The organism is Nocardiopsis mwathae, assembly GCF_014201195.1.
Classification (GTDB): Bacteria; Actinomycetota; Actinomycetes; order Streptosporangiales; family Streptosporangiaceae; genus Nocardiopsis_C; species Nocardiopsis_C mwathae.
The window spans coordinates 3,326,591-3,349,405 of sequence record NZ_JACHDS010000001.1 but is presented as its reverse complement, the minus strand read 5'-3'; the positions used below and the strand labels follow the sequence as shown (position 1 = coordinate 3,349,405).

The 22,815-nt window shown below is 71.6% G+C and carries 18 protein-coding genes; 15 read left to right on the top strand and 3 right to left on the bottom strand.

Annotated elements, in window-relative coordinates; genetic code table 11:
* Positions 1-125 precede the first annotated feature (125 nt).
* Positions 126-398, bottom strand: a complete 273-nt coding sequence (rpsT, locus tag HNR23_RS14445; protein ID WP_184076071.1) for a 30S ribosomal protein S20 — start codon at positions 396-398, stop codon at positions 126-128.
* Between the two features lie 298 nt (positions 399-696).
* On the bottom strand, positions 697-1,740 hold the full coding sequence (locus tag HNR23_RS14440) for a hypothetical protein (protein WP_184076070.1): 1,044 nt from the start codon (positions 1,738-1,740) through the stop codon (positions 697-699).
* 180 nt (positions 1,741-1,920) lie between these two features.
* Between HNR23_RS14440 and lepA the strand changes: the two genes are divergently transcribed.
* Entirely contained in the window at positions 1,921-3,762 is a 1,842-nt protein-coding gene (lepA, locus tag HNR23_RS14435) for a translation elongation factor 4 (RefSeq protein WP_184076069.1), read from the top strand.
* A 147-nt stretch (positions 3,763-3,909) separates the two neighbouring features.
* Here the strand turns inward: lepA and HNR23_RS14430 are convergent, their stop codons facing one another.
* Entirely contained in the window at positions 3,910-5,544 is a 1,635-nt protein-coding gene (locus HNR23_RS14430; protein WP_184076068.1) for a glycoside hydrolase family 13 protein, read from the bottom strand.
* Positions 5,545-5,677: 133 nt separating this feature from the next.
* On the opposite strand from HNR23_RS14430, the gene HNR23_RS14425 reads away from it, so the two are divergent.
* The 14 genes from HNR23_RS14425 to HNR23_RS14360 all read left to right on the top strand — a co-directional run bounded on the left by HNR23_RS14425 (position 5,678) and on the right by HNR23_RS14360 (position 22,736).
* Positions 5,678-6,727, top strand: coding sequence for a LacI family DNA-binding transcriptional regulator (locus tag HNR23_RS14425; protein ID WP_184076067.1), 1,050 nt, complete (start codon positions 5,678-5,680; stop codon positions 6,725-6,727).
* Between the two features lie 14 nt (positions 6,728-6,741).
* Positions 6,742-7,401: an MOSC domain-containing protein gene (locus HNR23_RS14420; protein WP_184076066.1), complete on the top strand. Its 660-nt coding sequence runs from the start codon at positions 6,742-6,744 to the stop codon at positions 7,399-7,401.
* Positions 7,402-7,521: 120 nt separating this feature from the next.
* The gene (gene hemW, locus HNR23_RS14415) at positions 7,522-8,754 is read left to right on the top strand and encodes a radical SAM family heme chaperone HemW (protein ID WP_184076065.1); all 1,233 of its coding nucleotides are present in this window, start codon (positions 7,522-7,524) and stop codon (positions 8,752-8,754) included.
* Positions 8,755-8,883: 129 nt separating this feature from the next.
* Entirely contained in the window at positions 8,884-10,818 is a 1,935-nt protein-coding gene (locus HNR23_RS14410) for a TIGR03960 family B12-binding radical SAM protein (RefSeq protein WP_184076064.1), read from the top strand.
* A 602-nt stretch (positions 10,819-11,420) separates the two neighbouring features.
* On the top strand, positions 11,421-12,212 hold the full coding sequence (locus HNR23_RS14405) for a TIGR03936 family radical SAM-associated protein (RefSeq protein ID WP_184076063.1): 792 nt from the start codon (positions 11,421-11,423) through the stop codon (positions 12,210-12,212).
* A gap of 160 nt (positions 12,213-12,372) precedes the next feature.
* Positions 12,373-15,411 (top strand): Rne/Rng family ribonuclease, encoded by a 3,039-nt coding sequence (locus HNR23_RS14400; protein ID WP_184076062.1) that lies wholly within the window; start codon positions 12,373-12,375, stop codon positions 15,409-15,411.
* 274 nt (positions 15,412-15,685) lie between these two features.
* A complete protein-coding gene (rplU, locus tag HNR23_RS14395) occupies positions 15,686-15,997 on the top strand; it encodes a 50S ribosomal protein L21 (RefSeq protein WP_184076061.1) in 312 nt (103 codons plus the stop codon).
* Between the two features lie 13 nt (positions 15,998-16,010).
* The gene (rpmA, locus tag HNR23_RS14390) at positions 16,011-16,277 is read left to right on the top strand and encodes a 50S ribosomal protein L27 (protein ID WP_184076060.1); all 267 of its coding nucleotides are present in this window, start codon (positions 16,011-16,013) and stop codon (positions 16,275-16,277) included.
* Positions 16,278-16,426: 149 nt separating this feature from the next.
* Entirely contained in the window at positions 16,427-17,791 is a 1,365-nt protein-coding gene (obgE, locus tag HNR23_RS14385) for a GTPase ObgE (protein ID WP_184076059.1), read from the top strand.
* A gap of 65 nt (positions 17,792-17,856) precedes the next feature.
* On the top strand, positions 17,857-19,023 hold the full coding sequence (proB, locus tag HNR23_RS14380; protein ID WP_343070564.1) for a glutamate 5-kinase: 1,167 nt from the start codon (positions 17,857-17,859) through the stop codon (positions 19,021-19,023).
* Between the two features lie 73 nt (positions 19,024-19,096).
* Positions 19,097-19,336: a hypothetical protein gene (locus tag HNR23_RS14375; protein ID WP_184076058.1), complete on the top strand. Its 240-nt coding sequence runs from the start codon at positions 19,097-19,099 to the stop codon at positions 19,334-19,336.
* Positions 19,337-19,899: 563 nt separating this feature from the next.
* A complete protein-coding gene (locus HNR23_RS14370; protein WP_184076057.1) occupies positions 19,900-20,865 on the top strand; it encodes a hypothetical protein in 966 nt (321 codons plus the stop codon).
* 183 nt (positions 20,866-21,048) lie between these two features.
* Positions 21,049-22,305: a glutamate-5-semialdehyde dehydrogenase gene (locus HNR23_RS14365; protein WP_184076056.1), complete on the top strand. Its 1,257-nt coding sequence runs from the start codon at positions 21,049-21,051 to the stop codon at positions 22,303-22,305.
* Between the two features lie 155 nt (positions 22,306-22,460).
* Positions 22,461-22,736 (top strand): DUF6247 family protein, encoded by a 276-nt coding sequence (locus tag HNR23_RS14360; RefSeq protein WP_184076055.1) that lies wholly within the window; start codon positions 22,461-22,463, stop codon positions 22,734-22,736.
* Positions 22,737-22,815 lie beyond the last annotated feature (79 nt).

Sequence of the window (22,815 nt, the reverse complement as noted above, 5' to 3'; positions counted from 1 at the left end):
GGACGCTCGTAGGTCCGGGTCGGCTGTGAGGTGTGGCGTGCGGGGTTCGGGCCGGTCGGGGCACGAAAAACACGTCGGCCCCCGCCGATGGGGCGGGGGCCGACGTGGGAAGGACCCGTCGTCGACTAGGCGCTCTTCTGCAGCTGGTCGAGCCGCTTGGCGATGGCGCTCTTGCGGTTCGCCGCCTGGTTGCGGTGGATGACGCCCTTGCTCGCGGCCTTGTCGAGCTTGCGGGCAGCGTGGCGCTGCGTCTCGACGGCCTGGTCGACGTTCCCGGCCTCGGCCGCTTCGCGGAACTTGCGGATGACGGTCTTCAGCTCAGACCGCACCGCCTGGTTGCGCATCCGGCGCTTCTCGTTCTGACGGTTGCGCTTCTTCTGCGACTTGATGTTCGCCATGCGAAAACGTGCTCCAGTAAATTCTGATCATTGCGCCGCCGGGCCCGGTCCCGCACCGCGGGCAGCCGATCCGCGGCAGTGACCTTGGCACGCCGTAACGCCAGGTATGTGAACCGAAGGGCTCAAAACCGAACGTGGAACGTCCGAGACACGGAACCTCCATTATGCATCCGCCCGGAGAGTGGTCGCGACACCCGGCTGACCGCGTCGCCGCCGCTCGGTCCCCCCGGTCCCCCCGGTCCCCCCGGTCCCCCCGGTCCCCCCGGTCCACTCAGTCCACTCAGTCCGCTCAGTCCGCTCAGTCCGCGCGGTCCGCTTCGTCGGCCACGTCCACCCATCCGGTGAGGAACGCATCCCACGCCTGCTCGTCCGCGTCGTCGAGCAGGTAGACCGCCATCCCGACGTCGTCCCGCCGGCCGTGGTCGGTCAGTCCGATGCGCACCGCCTCGGTGGCGGTCGCGACGCTCTCCCCGCCCGACGGCTCCCCCCACGCCTCGTCCTCGAAGACGGGCGCGCCGAAGCGCACCGCCACCGCGTCCTCGCCGTCCCGTTGCGCCTCCGGCCCGTCCAGCGCGCCGAGCGCCTGGGTGACCTGGCGCACCATGAATCCTCCGTACAGCGACGACACCGGCATCCCCGAGCCGTGCCCGGGAAGCACGACGATGTCCGCCGGCCCGGCCACCCGCGCCAGATACCCCTTCGACCAGTATTTCTCCCGCCCGGAGAAGACGAACGACGGCACCCGCGCGCCCGGCACGAGCTCCACGTGCTGGGCCTGCACCGACAGCAGGGCGTCGTCGCCGATCGCCTCGCGCACCTCGCCCATGAGCCGGGGTAGCGACGGGTCGTTGGTGGTGACCGGGGAGACCGCGAGGTGCACGCCGTCGAACCCGGCATCGCGCACCGCACCGGCCGCGGCGGCGACGGCGGCCCGCTGCTCCCGGTCGAACCGGTCCTCCACGAGCGAGGACCCGTCCCCGGTGAAGTTCATCCAGCCGAGCACGCGCACATCGGGCAGCTCCTCGCCGACCCGCCGCAGGAAGCGCTCCGCCTCGGCGTATCCCTCCGGTGCGAGCGTCCCGTCCGCACCGATCTCACCCACGTACACGTACAGCTCGCTGATCCCGCCCCGCTCGACCCGGGACGCCAGGGTGGCGTACTCGTCCGAGTCCACGTCCTGTGCGGCCCAGGGGCCGCCCAGCCACGCCGCGTCGTGCCCCGTCGACGCCGCCCACGGCGCCGGAGTGCCCGAATACTGGGCCGCCAGCAGCACCGCCGCCCCCGCCGCGACGACCAGCACCGCGGCCAGTCCCGCCAGGATCCTGCTCAGCAGCCACTTCACCGATGTCCACCACTTCCCGGTCGTCGCTTAGCCTGAGTGTGCCGGGCGGTCCCCGCCACCGGGGCGAGGGCCCACGGGGGTCATGGGATCATAGACGGCGACATTCCGCGCCACGCCCGCGGCCGCCACGCCCGACCCGGCATGTCCCACACGACGTACGAGACCTGTGAACGGAGCACGGTGCCACAGCCGAACCGGACCGATCCCGCGCTGATCCGGAACTTCTGCATCATCGCGCACATCGACCATGGCAAGTCGACGCTGGCCGACCGAATGCTCCAGTTGACCGGTGTCGTCGAGGACCGGCAGATGCGCGCGCAGTACCTCGACCGGATGGACATCGAGCGCGAACGCGGCATCACCATCAAGTCGCAGGCGGTGCGCCTGCCCTTCACCGCGCTCGACGACACCGCCTACGTCCTCAACCTCATCGACACCCCCGGCCACGTCGACTTCAGCTACGAGGTCTCCCGCTCGCTGGCGGCCTGCGAGGGCGCCGTCCTGCTCGTCGATGCCGCCCAGGGCATCGAGGCCCAGACGCTGGCCAACCTCTACATGGCGCTGGAGAACGATCTCGCGATCATCCCGGTGCTGAACAAGATCGACCTCCCCGCCGCCCAGCCGGAGAAGTACGCCGCCGAGCTCGCCAACATCATCGGCTGCGAGCCCTCCGACGTCCTCAAGGTCAGCGCCAAGACCGGGGTGGGCGTCGAGGAGCTGCTGAACGAGATCGTGCAGCGCGTCCCGGCCCCCGTCGGCGACGCCGGCGCCCCCGCCCGCGCGATGATCTTCGACTCCGTCTACGACACCTACCGCGGCGTGGTCACCTACGTCCGCGTGGTGGACGGGCACCTCAGCACCCGCGAGCGCATCGAGATGATGTCGACGGGCGCCACCCACGAGATGCTGGAGGTCGGCGTCATCTCGCCGGAACCCACCAAGGTCGGGGGGCTCGGCGTCGGCGAGGTCGGCTACATCATCACCGGTGTGAAGGACGTGCGGCAGTCGCGGGTCGGTGACACCATCACCTCCGCCGCCCGCGGCGCCACCGAGATGCTGGCGGGTTACCAGGACCCCAAGCCCATGGTGTTCTCGGGGCTGTACCCGATCGACGGCACCGACTACCCGGTGCTCCGCGACGCTCTGGAGAAGCTCCAGCTCAACGACGCCGCGCTGGTGTTCGAGCCGGAGACCTCGGCAGCGCTCGGCTTCGGCTTCCGCTGCGGTTTCCTGGGCCTGCTGCACCTGGAGATCACCCGCGCCCGGCTGGAGCGCGAGTTCAACCTGGACCTGATCTCCACCGCGCCCAACGTCATCTACCGGGTGATCATGGAGGACGGCACCGAGCACACGGTGACCAACCCCAGCGAGTTCCCCGAGGGCAAGATCTCCGAGGTCCACGAGCCGGTCGTCAAGGCGACGCTGCTGGCCCCCGCCGACTTCGTCGGTCCGATCATGGAGCTGTGCCAGAACCGCCGCGGCAACCTCCAGGGCATGGACTACCTGTCGGAGGACCGGGTGGAGATGCGCTACACGCTGCCCCTGGCCGAGATCGTGTTCGACTTCTTCGACCAGCTCAAGTCGCGTACCAAGGGCTACGCGTCGCTCGACTACGAGCCCTTCGGCGAACAGGCGGCCGACCTGGTCAAGGTCGACATCCTGCTGCAGGGCGAGGCCGTCGACGCGTTCTCCGCGATCGTGCACAAGGAGAAGGCCTACGCCTACGGCACGGAGATGACCAAGAAGCTGCGCGAGCTCATCCCGCGGCAGCAGTTCGAGGTGCCGGTGCAGGCCGCCATCGGATCGCGGGTCATCGCCCGGGAGAACATCCGGGCCATCCGCAAGGACGTCCTGTCCAAGTGCTACGGCGGTGACATCAGCCGGAAGCGCAAGCTGCTGGAGAAGCAGAAGGAGGGCAAGAAGCGGATGAAGATGGTCGGCCGGGTCGAGGTGCCCCAGGAGGCCTTCATCACCGCTCTGTCCACCGAGGAGGGCGGCGACAAGGACGGCAAGAAGAAGTAGCCGAGGTAGCGGCGTTTGCGCGGGCGGGCTCCGGGAAAGGGCCCGCCCGCGCCGCTTCCCTTCGTTGATCTCGGGGATATTGGGGTAAAAATCGCCGCTGAGGCCCCAATATCTCCGAGATCAACGAAGGGGCGGGGAGAGGGCCGGTCAGGCGTGGAGCCACACGGCGGTGTCGCCGGGCAGCAGCAGGTCGGCCCCGCGGCGTCCGGTCGGACCGCTGGACAGCAGCACCTCGCCCGGCAGGGGGGCGGCCACGGTCTCACCGGTCAGGTTGACGACACAGGCGAAGCCGGGGGCGCGTCGGAACGCCAGGACGCCCTCGGGCGCCTCCGCCCACTCCATGGCCCCATCACCCAGCGCCGGGTGGGCGTGCCGCTCGCGCAGCGCGGCCGTGTACAGCGTGAGAGTGGAGTCCCTATCGTGGCGCTGGGCCTCGCGGGTCAGCGCCCCCCACGCCGGGGGCACCGGCAGCCACGGCTCCGTGCCCGCGGGGCCGAACCCGAACGGGGGCTCGCCACCCTCCCACGGCAGCGGCACCCTGCAGCCGTCGCGGCCGCGCTCGGTGCGCCCGGAGCGCTCCCAGGTGGGGTCGCGCAGCGCGTCCTCCGGCAGGTCGGCGACCTCCGGCAGGCCCAGCTCCTCACCCTGGTAGAGGTAGGCCGAGCCGGGCAGCGCGAGGGTGAGCAGCGCGGCGGCGCGGGCGCGGCGCAGCCCCGCCTCACCGCCGCCGAACCGGGTCACGTGCCGGGTCACGTCGTGGTTGGACAGCACCCACGTCGTCGTGGCGCCGACGGAGCCGTTGGCCGCCAGTGACGCATCCACGACCGACCGCAGTGCGGCCGCGTCCCACTCCGCGGTCAGGTACTCGAAGTTGAACGCCTGGTGCAGCTCGTCGGGCCGCAGGTAGCGGGCCACCCGGGCGGCGTCCTGCACCCACGCCTCGGCCACCAGGGCGCGCCCGCCCGGGTAGGAGTCGGCGATGCGCCGCCACCGCCGGTGGATGTCGTGGACCCCGTCCTGGTCGAAGTAGGGCAGCCGGGTCTCGCCGTCGAGCAGCGCGGCCTTCTGCCCGGGGGCGATGTCGGGCAGTGCGGGGTCCTTGACCATGCCGTGGGCCACGTCGATGCGGAACCCGTCGACGCCCCGGTCCAGCCAGAACCGCAGCACGTCGTCGAATTCGGCGTGCACCTCGGGGGAGGTCCAGTCGAGGTCGGGCTGCTCGGCGTCGAACAGGTGCAGGTACCACTCCTCAGGCGTGCCGTCGGGCCGCTTGAGCCGGGTCCAGGCCGGCCCGCCGAAGATGGACCGCCAGTTGTTCGGCGGCAGGTCGCCGTCGGCCCCGCGGCCGGGCCGGAAGATGTAGCGCGAGCGCTCCGGGCCGCCGGGCTCGGCGGCCGCCGCCTCGGTGAACCAGCGGTGGGCGGAGGAGGTGTGGTTGGGGACGATGTCGATGATGACGCGCAGGCCGAGGTCGTGCGCGGCCGCGGTCAGCGCGTCGAAGTCGGCCAGGGTGCCGAAGCGGGGGTCCACGTCGCGGTAGTCGGCGACGTCGTAGCCGCCGTCGGCGAGTGGAGAGCGGTAGAAGGGGGTGAGCCAGACGGCGTCGACGCCGAGCGCCGCGAGTTCGGGCAGGCGCTGCCGGATGCCCGGCAGGTCGCCGTCGCCGTCGCCGTCGGAGTCGGCGAAGCTGCGGACGTAGATCTGGTAGATGACGGCGTCGCGCCACCAGTCCCGGCGCGCCGCGGCGGGGGCGGGGGGCGGGGAGGAGGGCGTCTGCGGCATGGGGCGGTCCCCTCTCTTGCCGGAGTGGTGACGAGGGCACTCCGGCCCGAACGAACACGGACTGCAAGGACTTGCGCAAGATTACCCGGTTCTTGCAGATAGTTGGCGGGGGTTTTTCCATTAGAGTGCTGCCATGGGTCCACGACTGGCCGATATCGCGCGGCACGCGGGCGTAAGCGAGGCGACGGTCTCCCGGGTCCTCAACGACAAGCCGGGGGTCGGAGCCGAAACCCGCAAGGCCGTGCTCACGGCGCTCGACGTGCTCGGCTACGAGCGCCCCGCGCGGCTGCGCAAGCGCTCGGCCGGACTGGTCGGCATGGTCGTCCCCGAGCTGGAGAACCCCGTTTTCCCGATGTTCGCCCAGGCCGCCGAGGGCGTCCTCGCCCAGCACGGCTACACCCCCGTGCTGTGCACCCAGACCCCCGGCGGGGTCGCCGAGGACGAGTACGTCGAGCTGCTGATGGAGCGCAACGTCTCCGGCATCATCTTCGTCTCCGGCCTGCACGCCGACACCACCGCCGACCACGAGCGCTACCGGCGGATCGCCGCCCGCAGGCTGCCGATCGTGCTCGTCAACGGCTACGCCGAGGACGTACCCGCCGCCTTCGTCTCCTGCGACGACCGGGAGGCCGGGCGCATCGCCGTCGACCACCTCGCCGCCCTCGGCCACACCCGCATCGGCTTCACCAGCGGACCCGAGCGCTACGTCCCCGTCCAGCGCAAGCTTGCGGGCTACCGGGAGGCCATGGGCCGCCACGGGCTGCCCGCCGACGGCCTGGTGGAGCCCTCCCTGTTCGGGGTCGAGGGCGGCCACGCCGCCGCCGTCCGGCTGCTGGACCGCGGGGTGACCGCCATGGTCTGCGGCTCCGACCTCATGGCCCTCGGCGCGATCCGCGCCGCCCGCCAGCGCGGCCTGTCGGTGCCCGGCGACGTCTCCGTCGTCGGCTACGACGACTCCCAGCTCATCGCGTTCACCGACCCGCCGCTCACGACGGTCCGCCAGCCCGTGCAGGCGATGGCGCTGGCCGCGGTGCGCACCCTGTGCGACGAGATCGCCGGACACGCCTCCGCGGCGACGCACGCCGAGTACCTCTTCGACCCCGAACTCGTGGTCCGGGGCTCCACCGGCGCCGCCCCCGTGGGCACCGCCGGGGATATCCGGGTGCCGTCGGCCGCGGATTGACCTAACGTTCTCCTATGCCTTCCACACCCCGTCTCCCCGCCGTCCGATCCGTCAACACCGGCCGCGCCGTCACCACCGCGTGGGCGGTCAAGGACAAGCCCACCGCCATCGAGAAGCGCCCGGTGGAGGGCGCCGTCGCCGTGCACGCGCTCGGCGTGGCCGGGGACGAGCAGGGCGACCGGCAGCACCACGGCGGCCGCGACCAGGCCATCCACGCCTATGCGCGCGAGGACCTGGACGTGTGGCAGGAACGCCTCGACAGGCCGCTGCGCGACGGTGTGTTCGGCGAGAACCTCACCACCCGCGGCATCGACCTCGCCCAGGTCCTGATCGGCGAGCGCTGGCGCATCGGCACCGTGGTGCTGGAGGCCACCCTTGCCCGCACCCCGTGCCGCACCTTCCAGGCCTGGATGGAGGAGCCCCGGTGGGTCAAGCGGTTCGCCGACGAGGCCCGCACCGGCGTCTACCTGCGCGTCCTTGAGGAGGGGGAGCTCAGCGCGGGCGACACCGTCACCGTGGAGCGCCCCGACCACGACATCACCGTGTACGCCGCCGCGCGCGCCTACGACGAGCGCGACATCGACCTGCTCCACCGCGTGCTGGAGCTGCCCGGCCGGGCGGCGAAGTGGGAAGAGGTGACCGCGAAGGTCGCCACGCAGCTCGGCCGCGCCTGACGGCCCTCGGGGATATCGGCGATATCGGGGTCCACGGGTCCACGGGCGGCTCCCGCCCCCGATCTCCCCGGGATCGGCCGCGGGGACCGGTGAGTCCCGTCGATCACCGACACTGGAGGTATGCCTTCCGTTCCGCTCGACGGCGATCCCGTTCCCGCCGACGGCGTGCTGCCCGCCGAGGCCACCGCCGACCTGGGGCGCCGCCCGTTCGGGTTCTACGTGCACGTGCCGTTCTGCACCACCCGCTGCGGCTACTGCGACTTCAACACCTACACCGCCGCCGAGCTGCGCTCCCGCGACGGAGGCGCGCTGGCCTCCCGTGCGACCTACGCCGAGCAGGCCGTCGCCGAGATCCGCTTCGCCCGCCGTGTCCTCGGCGCCGTCGACACCCCGGTGAGCACGGTGTTCGTCGGCGGCGGCACCCCCACCCTGCTGCCGCCCGAGGACCTGGGCCGCATCCTGGCCGCCATCGACACCGAGTTCGGCCTTGAGGCCGGCGCCGAGGTCACCACCGAGGCCAACCCCGAGACCGTGGACCCCGGCACCCTGGCGCGGCTGCGTGCCGCCGGGTTCACCCGCGTCTCCTTCGGCATGCAGAGCTCCCGCCCGCACGTGCTGGAGGTGCTGGAGCGCGGCCACACCCCCGGCCGTCCCGAACAGTGTGTGGCCTGGGCCCGCGCGGCCGGGTTCGAGCACGTCAACCTCGACCTCATCTACGGCACCCCCGGGGAGACCGACGCCGACTGGAAGGACTCGCTGCGGTCCGCCATCGGCGCCGGTCCCGACCACGTCTCGGCCTACTCGCTGATCGTCGAGGACGGCACCCGGCTGGCCGCCCGTGTCCGCCGCGGCGAACTCAGCCCACCGGACGAGGACACCATGGCCGACCGCTACGTGACCGCCGACGACGCGCTGACGGAGGCCGGCCTGCACGCCTATGAGGTGTCCAACTGGGCGCGCGGCACGGCAGCCCGGAGCCGGCACAACCGGCTGTACTGGACCGGCGGCGACTGGTGGGGTGTGGGCCCCGGCGCGCACAGCCACATCGGCGGCACCCGGTGGTGGAACGTCAAGCATCCGGCCGCCTACGCCGCACGCCTGGCGGAGGGCGTGAGCCCCGGCCACGCCCGCGAGGTGCTGGACGCCGGGACCCGCCGCTTCGAGCGCATCCTGCTGGAGCTGCGCATCGCCGAGGGCTGCCCGCTGGCCCTGCTCGACGACGCCGGCCGTGCCGCAGCGAAGCGCGCGGTCGCCGACGGCCTGCTGGACGTGGACGCGCACGCCGCCGGCCGCGCCGTGCTGACCCGCCGGGGGCGGCTGCTCGCCGACGCCGTGGTGCGCGACCTCACCTGACCGGCACCGCACGCCCTGTCAGGAGCGACGTCCCCCGGCGGCCGACCCGGTGGCTAAGCTGGGAGGAATTCGTTCGACCACGCGTCGACCCCACCCATTGACCGCAGGATCTGACGAGGGACCGGACCAATGCCCATCGAGAGCGTCTTCCCGCGACTGGAGAGCCTGCTGCCGCAGGTACAGAAGCCGATCCAGTACGTCGGCGGGGAACTCAACTCCGTCGTCGGCGACTGGGACGCAGCCGAAGTCCGCTGGGCGCTGATGTACCCCGACGCCTACGAGGTCGGCGTCCCCAACCAGGGCATCCAGATCCTGTACGAGGTCCTCAACGAGCGCGAGGGCGTGCTGGCCGAGCGCACCTACGCCGTGTGGCCCGACCTTGAGGCGCTCATGCGCGAGCACCGGATCCCGCAGTTCACCGTCGACGCCCACCGCCCCGTGGGCGCGTTCGACATCCTCGGTGTGAGCTTCGCCAGCGAGATGGGCTACACCAACATGCTCACCGCGCTGGACCTCGCCGGGATCCCGCTGCACGCCGCCGACCGTGCCGACGACCACCCGGTGGTGCTGGCCGGTGGCCACTCGGCGTTCAACCCCGAGCCCATCGCCGACTTCCTCGACGCCGTGGTGCTGGGCGACGGCGAGGAGATCGCGCTGGCCATCACCGAGATCATCCGGGAGTGGAAGCGCGAAGGGCGCCCTGAAGGGCGCGATGGCCTGCTGCTGCGCCTGGCCGCCACCGGTGGTGTGTACGTGCCCCGGTTCTACGACGTCGGCTACCACCCCGACGGGCGCATCGAGCGCTACGAGCCCAACCGCCCGGGCGTGCCGTGGACCGTGCAGAAGCACACCGTCATGAACCTCGACGACTGGCCCTATCCCAAGAACCCGGTGGTGCCCATCGCGGAGTCCGTGCACGAGCGCTACAGTGTCGAGATCTTCCGCGGCTGCACCCGCGGCTGCCGCTTCTGCCAGGCCGGGATGATCACCCGCCCGGTCCGCGAGCGCGGCAAGGAGACCGTCACCGAGATGGTCGAGCAGGGCGTGCGGTCCTCCGGCTTCCAGGAGGTCGGCCTGCTCTCGCTGTCCAGCGCCGACCACAGCGAGATCGGCGGCATCGCCAAGGACCTCGCCGACCGCTACGAGGGCACCAACACCGGCCTCTCCCTGCCCTCGACCCGGGTGGACGCCTTCAACATCGACCTGGCCAACGAGCTCACCCGCAACGGCCGCCGCTCCGGACTGACGTTCGCGCCCGAGGGCGGCAGCGAGCGGATGCGCCGGGTGATCAACAAGATGGTCACCGAGGCCGACCTGATCCGTACCGTCACCGCCGCCTATGCCGCCGGGTGGCGCCAGGTCAAGCTGTACTTCATGTGCGGGCTGCCGACCGAGGAGGACGCCGACGTCCTGGCGATCGCGAAACTGGCGGCCGAGGTCATCAGGACCGGGCGCGAGGTGACCGGCCGCAAGGACATCCGCTGCACGATCTCCATCGGCGGGTTCGTGCCCAAGCCGCAGACGCCGTTCCAGTGGGCCGGCCAGACGCCCGCCGAGGTCGTCGACGCGCGGCTGCACCGGCTCAAGGACGCACTGCGGGCCGACCGCCGCTACGGCAAGTCGATCGGCCTGCGCTACCACGAGGGCAGCCCGTCGATCATCGAGGGCCTGCTGTCCCGCGGCGACCGCCGCGTGGGCCGGATCATCGAGGCGGTGTGGCGCGCCGGCGGCCGGTTCGACGGCTGGAGCGAGCACTTCTCCTACGAGCGCTGGTGCGAGGCGGCCGCCGAGGTGCTGGCCGCCGAGCCGGTCGACCTCGACTGGTACACCACGCGGGAGCGCGACGAGGACGAGGTGCTGCCCTGGGACCACCTGGACGCCGGGCTGGACCGCGACTGGCTGTGGCAGGACTGGCGGGACGCGCTGCACGGCGAGGAGTCGCTGGAAGTGGACGACTGCCGGTGGAACCCCTGCTACGACTGCGGTGTCTGCCCGAGCATGGGGACCGAGATCCAGATCGGCCCGGGGGACAAGAGGAAGCTTCTTCCGCTGTCGGTGGTCTGACCACCGGTGGCCTGCCGCCGGGCCGGGGGCACTGTGCACGGGCGGCCGGAACCGGCCATACGGGCCGTGGACGTGAGAGATGGGAGAACGAGGTATGGCCCGGCGCCCCGCTCGCGCCGGGCCATACGCGTAGTTGGACGGGTTGGGGGCGCCTGAGGTTGGCATGGAATCGAAAAAATCTCGGCGGAGATCCGCGGCCGGTATGCCGCCCCAGGTCAGCCGCGTCCGCGACGGCCGGTTCCGGGCGGGTCCGGTTGTGTCGGAAGCAACGGACGGTCCGCTTTTCAAGTATCGCGTCGATGGGAACAGCTCTAGAGGTAAGGGGTGCGCCCTTCGAGACACGTGGCGCCCCCGGCGATACGTCGACGGTGAGCGCCTGATCGGCACTCGCCCCGAGCCGATGGCGCGCTGTACCCGGCGCGCACCGTAGGCTGAAGAGGACGTGAATCTCCCAGGTGGGTGTGTCAGGGAGGAATCCCCGCACCCCCCGGGAGGCATCGAGGAAAGGAGTAGCGCTGCCCCCCGCACCTGAGGGCACCACCTCGCCCTCCACAGGACAGGCCGGTCGGCGGCTGCGCGTTCGCTACGCCAAGCGCGGAAGGATGCGGTTCGCGAGCCATCGCGATATCGCCCGCGCGCTGGAGCGGGCCCTTCGCCGGGCCGGGGTCCCCGTCGCGTTCTCAGCGGGGTTCACGCCGCACCCGAAGATCTCCTACACCGGAGCCGCCCCCACCGGGGTGGCCAGCGAGGCGGAGTACTTCGAGCTGACCCTGGCCGAGCCCTGCGACCCCGGACAGGTGCGTGTCCGGCTGGACGGCGCCATGCCCGAGGGGCTGGACGTGACCGAGGTCGTGGAAGCGGCGGCGGGTGGTCTGGCGGACCGCCTGGAGGCATCGGAGTGGAAGGTGGAGCTGCCCGGCGTCGCCCCCGACGACGCTGCGGCGGCAGCGGCCGCGTACCTCGCGGCCGAGACGGTCGAAGTGGAGCGGCTGACGAAGAAGGGCCGCCGACGCTTCGACACCCGTTCGGCGGTCGTCCGACTGGAAGTGGACGATCGCGCCACAATGGGACAAGATGTGACATATACCATACTTCGTATGGTTGTTCGGCACACGACACCTGCCGTGCGACCAGACGATGTGGTGACCGGCCTTCGTCAGGTGGCCGACCTCGCGCCGCTGTCATCACCGGTGATGACCCGGCTGGCGCAGGGGCCTCTTGACGGGGTGTCCGCCGCGATCGCCGACCCGTTCGCCGCCGAGAGGGCGGCCGCCCGGTACACCGGGCGGGAAGGGGCCGTACCCGGGAGCGGTACGGCGCAGGCGGATCCGGACGGACGCGCGGACTTCGGCCCGAGGCCGTCGGCGCCCACGCGGAGCGCACCGGATGGGTGACCTCCAGCGGGGAACGTGGGCGACCGCGATCAAGGACTTTGCCCCGGTAGCGGCGGAAACGCTACCGGCGCCGACATAGCGACGACAGTCCTCGCGCGCGAGCGCGGCGGCCGAAGCAGGCCGACGCCGCACCCGAGGACTCTGACGGGAGACCACCCGGATGCTCGAAAACGAGCCCAACGGCGGTGCCGACGGCACCGCGGGTACAACTGAAACAGCGGATGCGGCTGCCGAGGCCGCCACCTCCACGTCCAACGGCACTGGGGCGCGGACCACGTTCGCGCCGCCACAGGAGGCGGAGATCAAGGTCAGCGGGCCGAGCAAGCGCAAGGGCGCCGCCCGGCAGGCGGGTCCGCCTCCGGAGCCCGAGCCCGTGTTCACGCCCGGTGCCGCTCCGCTCACACGACTGGCCGGACCGGGGGACGTCGAGTCCGCTCCGGTCGTCGGCAGCAGGACCACGGTCGCGCGGCAGGTCGTGACGCCGGTCGAGGAGGCCGCCGGGGCGGCCGCGACCGAGACCGCCGCAGCGGCCACCGCCGATCAGGCGCCCGAGGCCGAGGAGGCCGAGGAGCGCGCGCCCAAGAAGCGCACCCGCACCCGCGCGTCGGGCACGACCCAGGCGGCCAAGCGCGGCTCGCGTGCGACCCGTGCCCGCGCCGCTGCCGAGCCCGCGGACACCGCCGGCGACGAGGACGGCGACGGCGACACCGCCGACCCCCGGTCCGCGGCGGCCCCCGCCGTGGAGTCCGCGGCCACCGCGTCTTTCCAGCCGCCCATGGTGCTGTTCCAGCCGCCCGTGGCGCCCGCCGGAGGGGCCGCCGCCGAGGTGGAGCCCGCGGTCGGCGAGGACACCGAGGACGAGGACACCGAGGCCGAGCCTGCGGCCGAGGAGTCGGCCGAACCGGTCGAGGACGCCCGCGGCGCCGACGAGGACGAGGAGCGCCCCTCGCGCCGCCGACGCCGCAGGGGCGGCCGCGGGCGCGGCAAGTCGCGCGGTGCCGAGGAGGAGACCGAAGCCGAGCGGGGCGCGTCCACCGCCGCCCCGGCGGTCGCGGAGGCCCCGGCCGAGAGGCCCGAGGCGGCCGAGGAGGAGACCCCGGCGGGTGACGCGGGCGAGGGCGGCAGCCGTCGTCGCCGCCGTCGTCGCCGCCGCTCCGGCGGCGAGGCCGCCGAAGAGGCACCGGGCCGCGACGACCCGCCGAACACCGTGGTCCGCGTGCGCGAGCCGCGCGTGGAGAAGCCGATCGAGGACGAGGTGCAGGCCGTCCGCGGGTCCACCCGGCTGGAGGCCAAGAAGCAGCGCCGCCGCGAAGGACGCGAGCAGGGCCGCCGCCGCACCCCGATCATCACCGAGTCGGAGTTCCTGGCCCGCCGTGAGGCGGTCAAGCGGGACCTGGTCATCCGGCGCACCGGCGAGCGCACCCAGATCGGTGTGCTGGAGGACGACGTCCTCGTCGAGCACTACGTCGACCGCGCCACCCACCGCTCCTACGTCGGCAACGTCTACCTCGGGCGGGTGCAGAACGTGCTGCCGTCCATGGAGGCCGCGTTCGTCGACATCGGCAAGGGCCGCAACGCCGTCCTGTACGCCGGTGAGGTCAACTGGGACGCCTCCGGCCTGGAGGGCCAGCCCAAGCGCATCGAGTCGGTGCTGAAGTCCGGCCAGTCGGTGCTGGTGCAGGTGACCAAGGACCCGTTGGGCCATAAGGGCGCCCGGCTCACCAGCCAGATCAGCCTGCCCGGCCGCTACCTGGTCTACGTGCCCGACGGTTCCATGACCGGCATCAGCCGCAAGCTGCCCGACAAGGAGCGCGCGCGGCTCAAGCAGATCCTCAAGAAGGTCATGCCGGAGAACGCCGGGGTCATCGTGCGGACCGCCGCCGAGGGCGCCAGCGAGGAGGAGCTGGAGCGCGACATCGCGCGCCTGGCCGCGCAGTGGGAGTCGATCAAGCGCAAGTCGAAGTCGGCGACCGCGCCCGCGCTGCTGAACAGCGAGCCCGACCTCACCGTGCGGGTGGTGCGCGACGTCTTCAACGAGGACTTCTCCAGCCTGGTCGTCTCCGGTGACGAGGCCTGGGACACCGTCCACGAGTACGTCGAGTACGTGGCGCCGCACCTGTCGGAGCGCGTCTCCCAGTGGGACGGTGACCGCGACGTCTTCGAGGCCTACCGCATCGACGAGCAGATCGCCAAGGCGCTGGAGCGCAAGGTGTGGCTGCCGAGCGGCGGCTCGCTGATCATCGACCGCACCGAGGCGATGACCGTCGTCGACGTCAACACCGGCAAGTTCACCGGCCAGGGCGGCAACCTCGAAGAGACGGTCACCAAGAACAACCTTGAGGCGGCCGAGGAGATCGTGCGCCAGCTGCGGCTGCGCGACATCGGCGGCATCATCGTGATCGACTTCATCGACATGGTGCTGGAGAGCAACCGCGACCTGGTGCTCCGCCGGATGCTGGAGTGCCTGTCGCGGGACCGCACCAAGCACCAGGTGGCAGAGGTCACCTCGCTGGGTCTGGTGCAGATGACGCGCAAGCGCGTCGGCCAGGGCCTGCTGGAGGCCTTCTCCGCGGGCTGCGAGCACTGCAACGGCCGCGGCCTGCTGATCTCCTCGGAGCCGGTCGAGGGCAAGGCCGCTGTCTCGGGCACCGGAAAGAAGAAGAAGGCGAAGGCCGACAAGGCCGACAAGGCGGAGAAGGCGGAGAAGGCCGAGAAGGAGACCGCCGCCACGACCGCCGAGGAGCCCCCGGCGGCACAGGCCCCGGATGCCGCCGCGGCTCCCGCCGTGGGCACCGCTGCGGAGGCCCGGACCGAGGAGTCCGAACAGGCGGAGGTGCCCGCGGAGGAGCCGAAGAAGAGGGCGACCCGGTCCACCCGGGCCCGGAGCACCGCCAAGAGCGCTACCAAGAGCGCTACCAAGAGCGCCACCAAGAGCACCACCGCCAAAGCGGCACCGAAGAAGAAGGCGACCACCGCCAAGAAGACGTCCCGCAAGGCGACCGGGGACGCCGGCGCCGCAGCGGAGCCGGCTGCGGAGGCCGCTGCCGACGCCGAAGCCGCGTCGGTCGGGGCCGCGTCGCTCGCGGCGGCCGACGGTACGGGAGAGGGCGGCGAGGCCGAGCGGCAGCGCAAGACACGGCGCCGCACCCGCCGGACCAAGGCCGCCGGTACCGAGTCCGCGGTCGCCGAGGCGGGATAGAGACGGGAGAGCGGTCGGGCCGAATCGTGTCTGCTATGTCGAGTAGCGCCCGGTTCGGCCTGATCACACCCGAGAACGTGTCGGCCGCCGATCGGCGGGTGGTAATCTAAGGGTCGGTGCGTCGGCGCGCCCCAATCGTTCGCGCGCCCGAGACCGGACCTCGATTCCCACGCCCCCACCGCGGGTGCCCGATGGGTCCGAGCTGCGGTCAACAGCAGCGCATTTGCTCCTCGCCCTGGCGAGGATTGTCCACGAGCAGGAAGAGAGTTTCCCGGTGTACGCGATCGTGCGAGCGGGCGGCCGACAGGAGAAGGTGTCTGTCGATGACGTCTTGGACATCGACAGGGTCTCCGGTGAGGCCGGTTCGACGGTGACGTGGGAGCCGCTGCTTGTCGTCGAGGACGGCAAGGTCATCAGCGAGACCGCCGAGCTGAGCGGCTACAAGGTCACCGCCGAGGTCCTCGGCGAGGCCAAGGGCCCCAAGATCAACATTCTGAAGTACAAGAACAAGACCGGTTACAAGAAGCGCATGGGTCACCGTCAGACCTACACCAAGGTGCGCGTCACCGGCATCGCGGCGAAGTAGGGGAGGGCTCGACATGGCACACAAGAAGGGCGCATCGTCCAGCCGTAACGGGCGTGACTCCAACGCCAAGCGCCTCGGCGTGAAGCGCTTCGGCGGTCAGAGCGTCAAGGCCGGCGAGATCCTCATCCGCCAGCGCGGCACGAAGTTCCACCCGGGCGACAACGTCGGCCGCGGTGGCGACGACACCCTGTTCGCGCTGGTCGCGGGCAAGGTCGAGTTCGGTAACCGGCGCGGCCGCAAGGCCGTGAACATCGTCCCGACGCCGGCCGCCGCGGAGTAGGTCGGCCCGGAGCAGTGGGGGAGCCCGCAGCGCCTTACCGCGCGCGGCTCCGCCCACGCCTGCGGATGATCGAGGGCGGGCCAGGAAATCTGGCCCGCCCTTCGCGCGTTGCACTACTGAGCAGGTCCACCACACGGGGGGAATAGCACATGCCGGACTTCGTCGACGAAGCGGTCTTGCAGCTCAAGGCCGGTGACGGCGGGCATGGCTGTGCCTCCGTGCACCGGGAGAAGTTCAAGCCCCTGGGCGGGCCCGACGGTGGCAACGGCGGCCGGGGCGGCGACGTCGTCCTGGAGGTCGACCCGCAGGTCGCCACGCTGCTGGAGTACCAGCGCCGCCCGCACCGCAAGGCCCGCAACGGGACGCCCGGCCAGGGCGGGCACCGCAGCGGCGCCAACGGCGAGGACCTGGTCCTCGGCGTGCCCGACGGCACCGTGGTCACCGGCCCCGACGGCGAGCTCATCGCCGACCTCGTCGGTGTCGGAACCCGGCTCATCGTCGCCCAGGGCGGCGTCGGCGGTCTGGGGAACGCGGCGCTGGCCTCGCCCCGCCGCAAGGCCCCCGGCTTCGCCCTCAAGGGCGAGGAGGGCGAGTCCATCGAGGTCAAGCTGGAGATCAAGACCATCGCCGACGTCGGCCTGGTCGGGTTCCCCAGCGCGGGCAAGTCGTCGCTGATCGCCGCGCTGTCCGCGGCCCGGCCGAAGATCGCCGACTACCCCTTCACCACGCTCATCCCCAACCTCGGCGTGGTCGAGGCGGGCGCCACCCAGTACGTGGTGGCCGACGTCCCCGGGCTGATCCCGGGCGCCAGCGAGGGCAAGGGGCTGGGCCTGTCCTTCCTGCGGCACGTCGAGCGGTGCTCCACGCTGGTGCACGTCCTCGACTGCGCGACCTACGAACAGGGCCGCGACCCCGTCAGCGACCTGGAGTCCATCGAGGCCGAGCTGCGCGCCTACGGCGAGCGCACGGAGATCGACCTGACCGACCGGCCGCGCATCGTCGTGCTGAACAAGGTGGACGTCCCCGACGGCCGCGAGCTCGCCGAGTTCGTCACGCCCATGCTCCAGGAGCGCGGGCTGAAGGTCATCGCCGTCTCCGCCGCCACCCGCGAGGGGCTGCGCGAGCTGTCCTTCGCCATGGCCGAGCAGGTCGCCGCCGCCCGCGCCGCCGCGCCCACGCCCGAGCCCACGCGCGTCGTGCTGCGCCCCCGGGAGATCGGTGAGATCCCCTTCGAGGTCGTCCCGCTCGGCGACAACACCTTCCGGGTGCGCGGCGACAAGACCGCGCGGTGGGTGCGCCAGACCGACTTCTCCAACGACGAGGCCGTCGGCTACCTGGCCGACCGGCTCAACCGCCTCGGCATCGAGGAGGCCCTGGCCAAGGCCGGGGCGACCGAGGGCGCCGAGGTCTACATCGGCACCGAGGAGGATTCCGTGGTCTTCGACTGGGACCCGTCCGTGGATGCCGAGGCCACCCCGATCGGCCCGCGCGGTACCGACTCCCGGCTGGGCTGACGCCGCGTGGGGAGCCCCGCATCCAGCCATCTCGACGCACGGACACGGATAGGAAGACGAACGACGTGCACGACGCGCAGTCCAACGGGGAGAACGGAACCGCCGAGCGCCTGCAGCTGAAGAACGCGCGGCGGATCATCGTCAAGGTCGGGTCGTCGTCGCTGACGACACCGAAGGGGCTCATCGACCGCGAGCGCATCCGCGAGCTGGCCGACGTGTTCGCCGAGCGGCGCTCGGCGGGGACCGAGGTCATCCTGGTGTCCTCCGGCGCGGTCGCCGCCGGCATGTCCCCGCTGGGGCTCGCCGCCCGCCCGAACGACCTCGCCACCCAGCAGGCCGCGGCCAGCGTCGGCCAGGGCCTGCTGGTGGCGCACTACACGCGTGCTTTCGCCGCGCATGGGCTGACCGCGGCCCAGGTGCTGCTGACGGTCGAGGACATGATGCGCCGGGTGCAGCACCGCAACGCGCAGCGCACCCTGCGCCGCCTGCTCGATCTGGGCGTGGTGCCCATCGTGAACGAGAACGACACGGTGGCCACGCACGAGATCCGCTTCGGAGACAACGACCGGCTGGCCGCACTGGTGGCGCACCTGCTGCGCGCCGACGCCCTGCTGCTGCTCTCGGACGTCGACGCGCTGTACGACGGGGACCCGGCGCGGCCCGGCTCGCAGCGGATCGTGGAGATCGCCGACCCGCACGACCTGGACGGCATCGACATCGGCAGCGCGGGGCGGCGGGGTGTCGGCACCGGCGGCATGGTGACCAAGGTCGACTCGGCGCGGATCGCCACGGAGGCGGGCGTACCCACCGTCCTGACCTCGGCGGCCAACGCCCGCGCCGCGCTTGCGGGCCACAACGTGGGGACGCTGTTCACCGCTTCCCCCCGGCGCCGTCCCTCGACCCGGCAGCTGTGGTTGGCGCACGCGACCGCGGGGCGGGGCAGCGTGGTGCTCGACCCGGGTGCCGTGCGTGCGGTCGCCGAGGCGAAGGCGTCGCTGCTCCCGGCCGGGGTGGTGAAGGTCGAAGGCGAGTTCGTCGCGGGCGACCCCGTGGACCTGTGTGACGAGGACGGCCGGGTCGTGGCGCGCGGGCTGGTCAACTACGACTCGGTGGAGATCCCCGATTTGATGGGGCGCTCCACCCGGTGGTTGGCCCGCGAACTGGGACCGGAGTACGAACGGGAGATCGTGCACCGCGACGACCTGGTGGTGCTGCCCGACCCGCGGGACTGAGATGCGGCGCGGCACCGCTGCGACGGCGCCGCACCGGGTGCGGCGGCGGCCGGTGCCGATTAGGGTGGGCGCCATGCGGCCGACCACTCACGAGTACGACACCGAGTTGCTCCACGACGGCGACGTCGTCAGCCTGGGGGGCATGGTGTACCGGGGCCGGACGGTGCTGTCACCCGGTCCGGAGATGTTCGTCCCGCTGGAGCGCTGGGCGCAGTCGGTGGCCGACCAGATCGGCGGTCCGGTCTCCTGGCGGGCCAGCTCCGACGGCGAGGTCGTGCGCGAGGGCACGATGTATCCGCCGGACGCGCCTTAGGGCGTGTTCGGCGGATGCTTTCCGGTGGGCGAGCCGGAAATGATCCGTCAAGCACGCCCTAGAGGCGGCGGGCGCTCTGCGCGCCGCACTTGGTGCAGTGGAACTTGCGGTCGGTACCCAGCTCCCAGTCGTGCTCCCCGCCCTGCGGACATGCGGACATGTGCATCCGCCCTTCGTTCTCCGAAACCGCTGTCGGCCGCTGTCGGCGCCGACACCCTACCCGCGGTCTTCCGGCCTGTCCCGAAAAGCGAAAAGTCTCCACCACTCCTGCCCGAAATCCCTGCGCATGGGTGAACAAGGGAGGGACGGGGCGTGACGGATCACCTGAGAAATAGAAGATTCTCTGCTCCAGATGTTCCTTCTGCGAGGCTCTGTCGGTAACTTCACTCCGTAACGGCTCTAATCGGTTCGATGGCGCACCGGACCCGTGGAGGACTCATGAGGACGGTCTTACCCCCCTCCGCTACGGCGTTTCCGGGTGTCGTGTCCGATTTCCCGCACCCCGGCGCAGCGGCGTCCAGGGGAGCCGTCCCCCACAGTCTCATGCGGAAAGGGACACATTGATGAAGTCCTGGAGTGCAGTCGCCTCGACCGCGGTGTTCGCCCTCGGCGGGCTCGCCTTCCTCTCGGCCCCCGCGCACGCCGGCCTGGTCACCCATTGCAACGGTGTCGGCGGAGCCGTCACCGTGCCCGGTGAGCTCGTCGTTCCCGCCGGCAAGTCCTGCACGCTGGACGGAACCACGGTCGAGGGCAAGGTCACCGTCCGCCAGGGCGCCGACCTCGTCGTCGTCGGCGGCACACTCAAGTCCGACGTCGTGGTCCAGCAGAACGCGTTCCTCGACACCAAGGACACTGAGATCAGCGGCACGGTCACCGCCCGCAGCGCCTACGGCGCCTACCTGGACGACAGCCGGGCCGCCAAGAACGTGCGCACGGTGGCCGTCAGGGGCGCCGACACCGACAGCTTCTTCTACGCCCTGGACAGCGGCATCGGCGGGAGCGTCAACGCCACCCACGGCGACGTCTACATGGTCGGCGCGACCATCGGCGGCAGCGCGGCCAGCAAGGGTACCGAGTACACCGACCTGTACAACACGGTGGTCAACGGCAGCCTGCACGTCGACGGCAACCGGCTCGGCAGCGTGTTCTGCCACGGCGAGGTGCACGGCGACGCTTCCTACACCAACAACCCGGGCGCGCTGCAGATCGGCGCCTCCGGCAAGGACGGCACCTGCACCGGAACCAGCTACTGGGGTGGCGACGTCGAGGTGAAGGGCAACACCGGCGGCGCCCGGATCGACGACAACATCATCCGCGGCGCCCTGATCGGCCAGGGCAACGAGCCGGTGGCCCAGACCGGGAACAACAACCGGGTCCGCGGCGGGATCACCGGCGAGTTCGGCGACATCCCGAGCGCCAGCACCAGAAGCGCCCCGGCCACCCAGCGTGCCGAGGAGATCGAGACCAAGGCCGCGGAGCGCCGCGGCGAGGCCAAGGCCGACGCGGAGGAGGCCGGCAAGGCCTTCTAGGCGGTACGGCGATCGACCGCGCCACACATGCGTGCGGCCCCGCCCTCCGGCCGGAGGGCGGGGCCGCACGCGCGTGGCCAGGCCATTCCGGTGGGAGAAGGGGAGAGGGCCGGGCGGCGTGGGGGCGCACCCCCTAAGCTGGCCCATGACCGGAACGACGAACCTGGAAAGCGGAACACCACCATGAGTGACATCGAGCGCGAGGTCCACGCCGTCGCCGAGCGGGCCCGGGACGCCGCGGCCGACCTCGCGCCGCTGAGCCGGGCGGTGAAGGACGAGGCGCTGCTCGCCATGGCCGACGCTCTGGTCGACGACGCCGAGTCCATCGTCGCGGCCAACGCCGAGGACGTCGCCCGCGCCCGCGAGGCCGGCCAGAGCGAGGCGATGGTCGACCGCCTCGCCCTGACCACCGAACGCGTCGGCGCCATCGCCGACGCCGTGCGGGAGATCGCCGAGCTGCCCGACCCGGTCGGCGAGGTGGTACGCGGCAAGGTCCTGCCCAACGGCCTGGAGCTGCGCCAGATCCGGGTCCCGCTGGGTGTCGTCGGTATCATCTACGAGGGCCGCCCCAACGTCACCGCCGACGCCGCCGCCCTCTGCCTGAAGAGCGGGAACGCCGCCCTGTTGCGCGGTTCCTCCTCCGCCTACTCGTCCAACACCCGCATCGTCGAGGTGCTGCGCGGTGCGCTCGCCAAGACCGGGGTGCCGGTCGACGCGGTGCAGCTGGTGCCCGGCACGAGCCGCGACTCCGCCCAGGCGCTGATGCGGGCGCGCGGCCTGGTCGACGTGCTCATCCCGCGCGGCGGCGCAGCCCTGATCCAGGCGGTGGTGCGCGACTCCACCGTCCCGGTCATCGAGACCGGCGAGGGCAACTGCCACGTGTACGTGGATGCCGCAGCCGACCTGGACAAAGCGCTGGAAATCGCGGTCAACGCCAAGACACAGCGCTACTCCACCTGCAACACCGCCGAGACGCTGCTGGTGCACAAGCACGTCGCCGACGTCTTCCTGCCCGACGTCCTGGGCCGACTGCGCGAGCTGGGCGTCACCGTGCACGGCGACGCCAAGGTCCGCTCCGTCGACCCGGAGGCCGTCGAGGCCACCGAGGAGGACTGGTCCACCGAGTACCTCTCGCCCGACCTTGCGGTGAAGGTGGTGGACTCGCTGGACGACGCCGTGGCCCACATCCGCCGGTACTCCACCGCGCACACCGAGGCCATCGTCACCGACTCCCAGGCGGCGGCCCGCCGCTTCGTCTCGCGAGTCGACTCGGCCGCGGTCATGGTGAACGCCTCCACCCGCTTCACCGACGGCGGCGAGTTCGGCTTCGGCGCGGAGATCGGCATCTCCACCCAGAAACTGCACGCCCGCGGCCCCATGGGCCTGCCGGAGATGACCTCCACCAAGTACGTCGTCACGGGTGACGGGCACCTGCGGTGATGGGATGGTCGAACGCTTCTCGCGGTTCCGCCACATGGGTGAGGGAAGACGGCCTGAGCTGAGCGGCGGAGGTGAGGTCTATGACGGCTGCCCGACCGCAAGGATCGGGCGACACCGGGGCGGCTTCCCGCCCTCGTCCGGACCGATCGGTGCGTGTGGAGAAGGCACCACGGGCGATCCGTGAGGTCCTGCTGCCGGAGGAAGCGGGCGACTTCGACCGGGAGTACCGTCAGGTCATGGCGGACGCCAAGGAGCAACTCGACCTGACTCCGGTGTTCGAATGCCTCGACCGATGGTGGGTGGTTGCGATGTCCACCGCCCAGGACCCCGAGGGACACCGGCAGATGCTGGAGACCGCCGACCGCATCAATCGCGGTGAACGGGTCTCTGGCACCCCATGGTCCGTGCTCAAGGCGGAGCTGGGGCTGTAGGCGTACAAGGTCGACATCGACGACGTAGCCAAAGAACAGCTCAGGGCGCTCCCAGAACACCTGCGGCCACCTTTCGCCG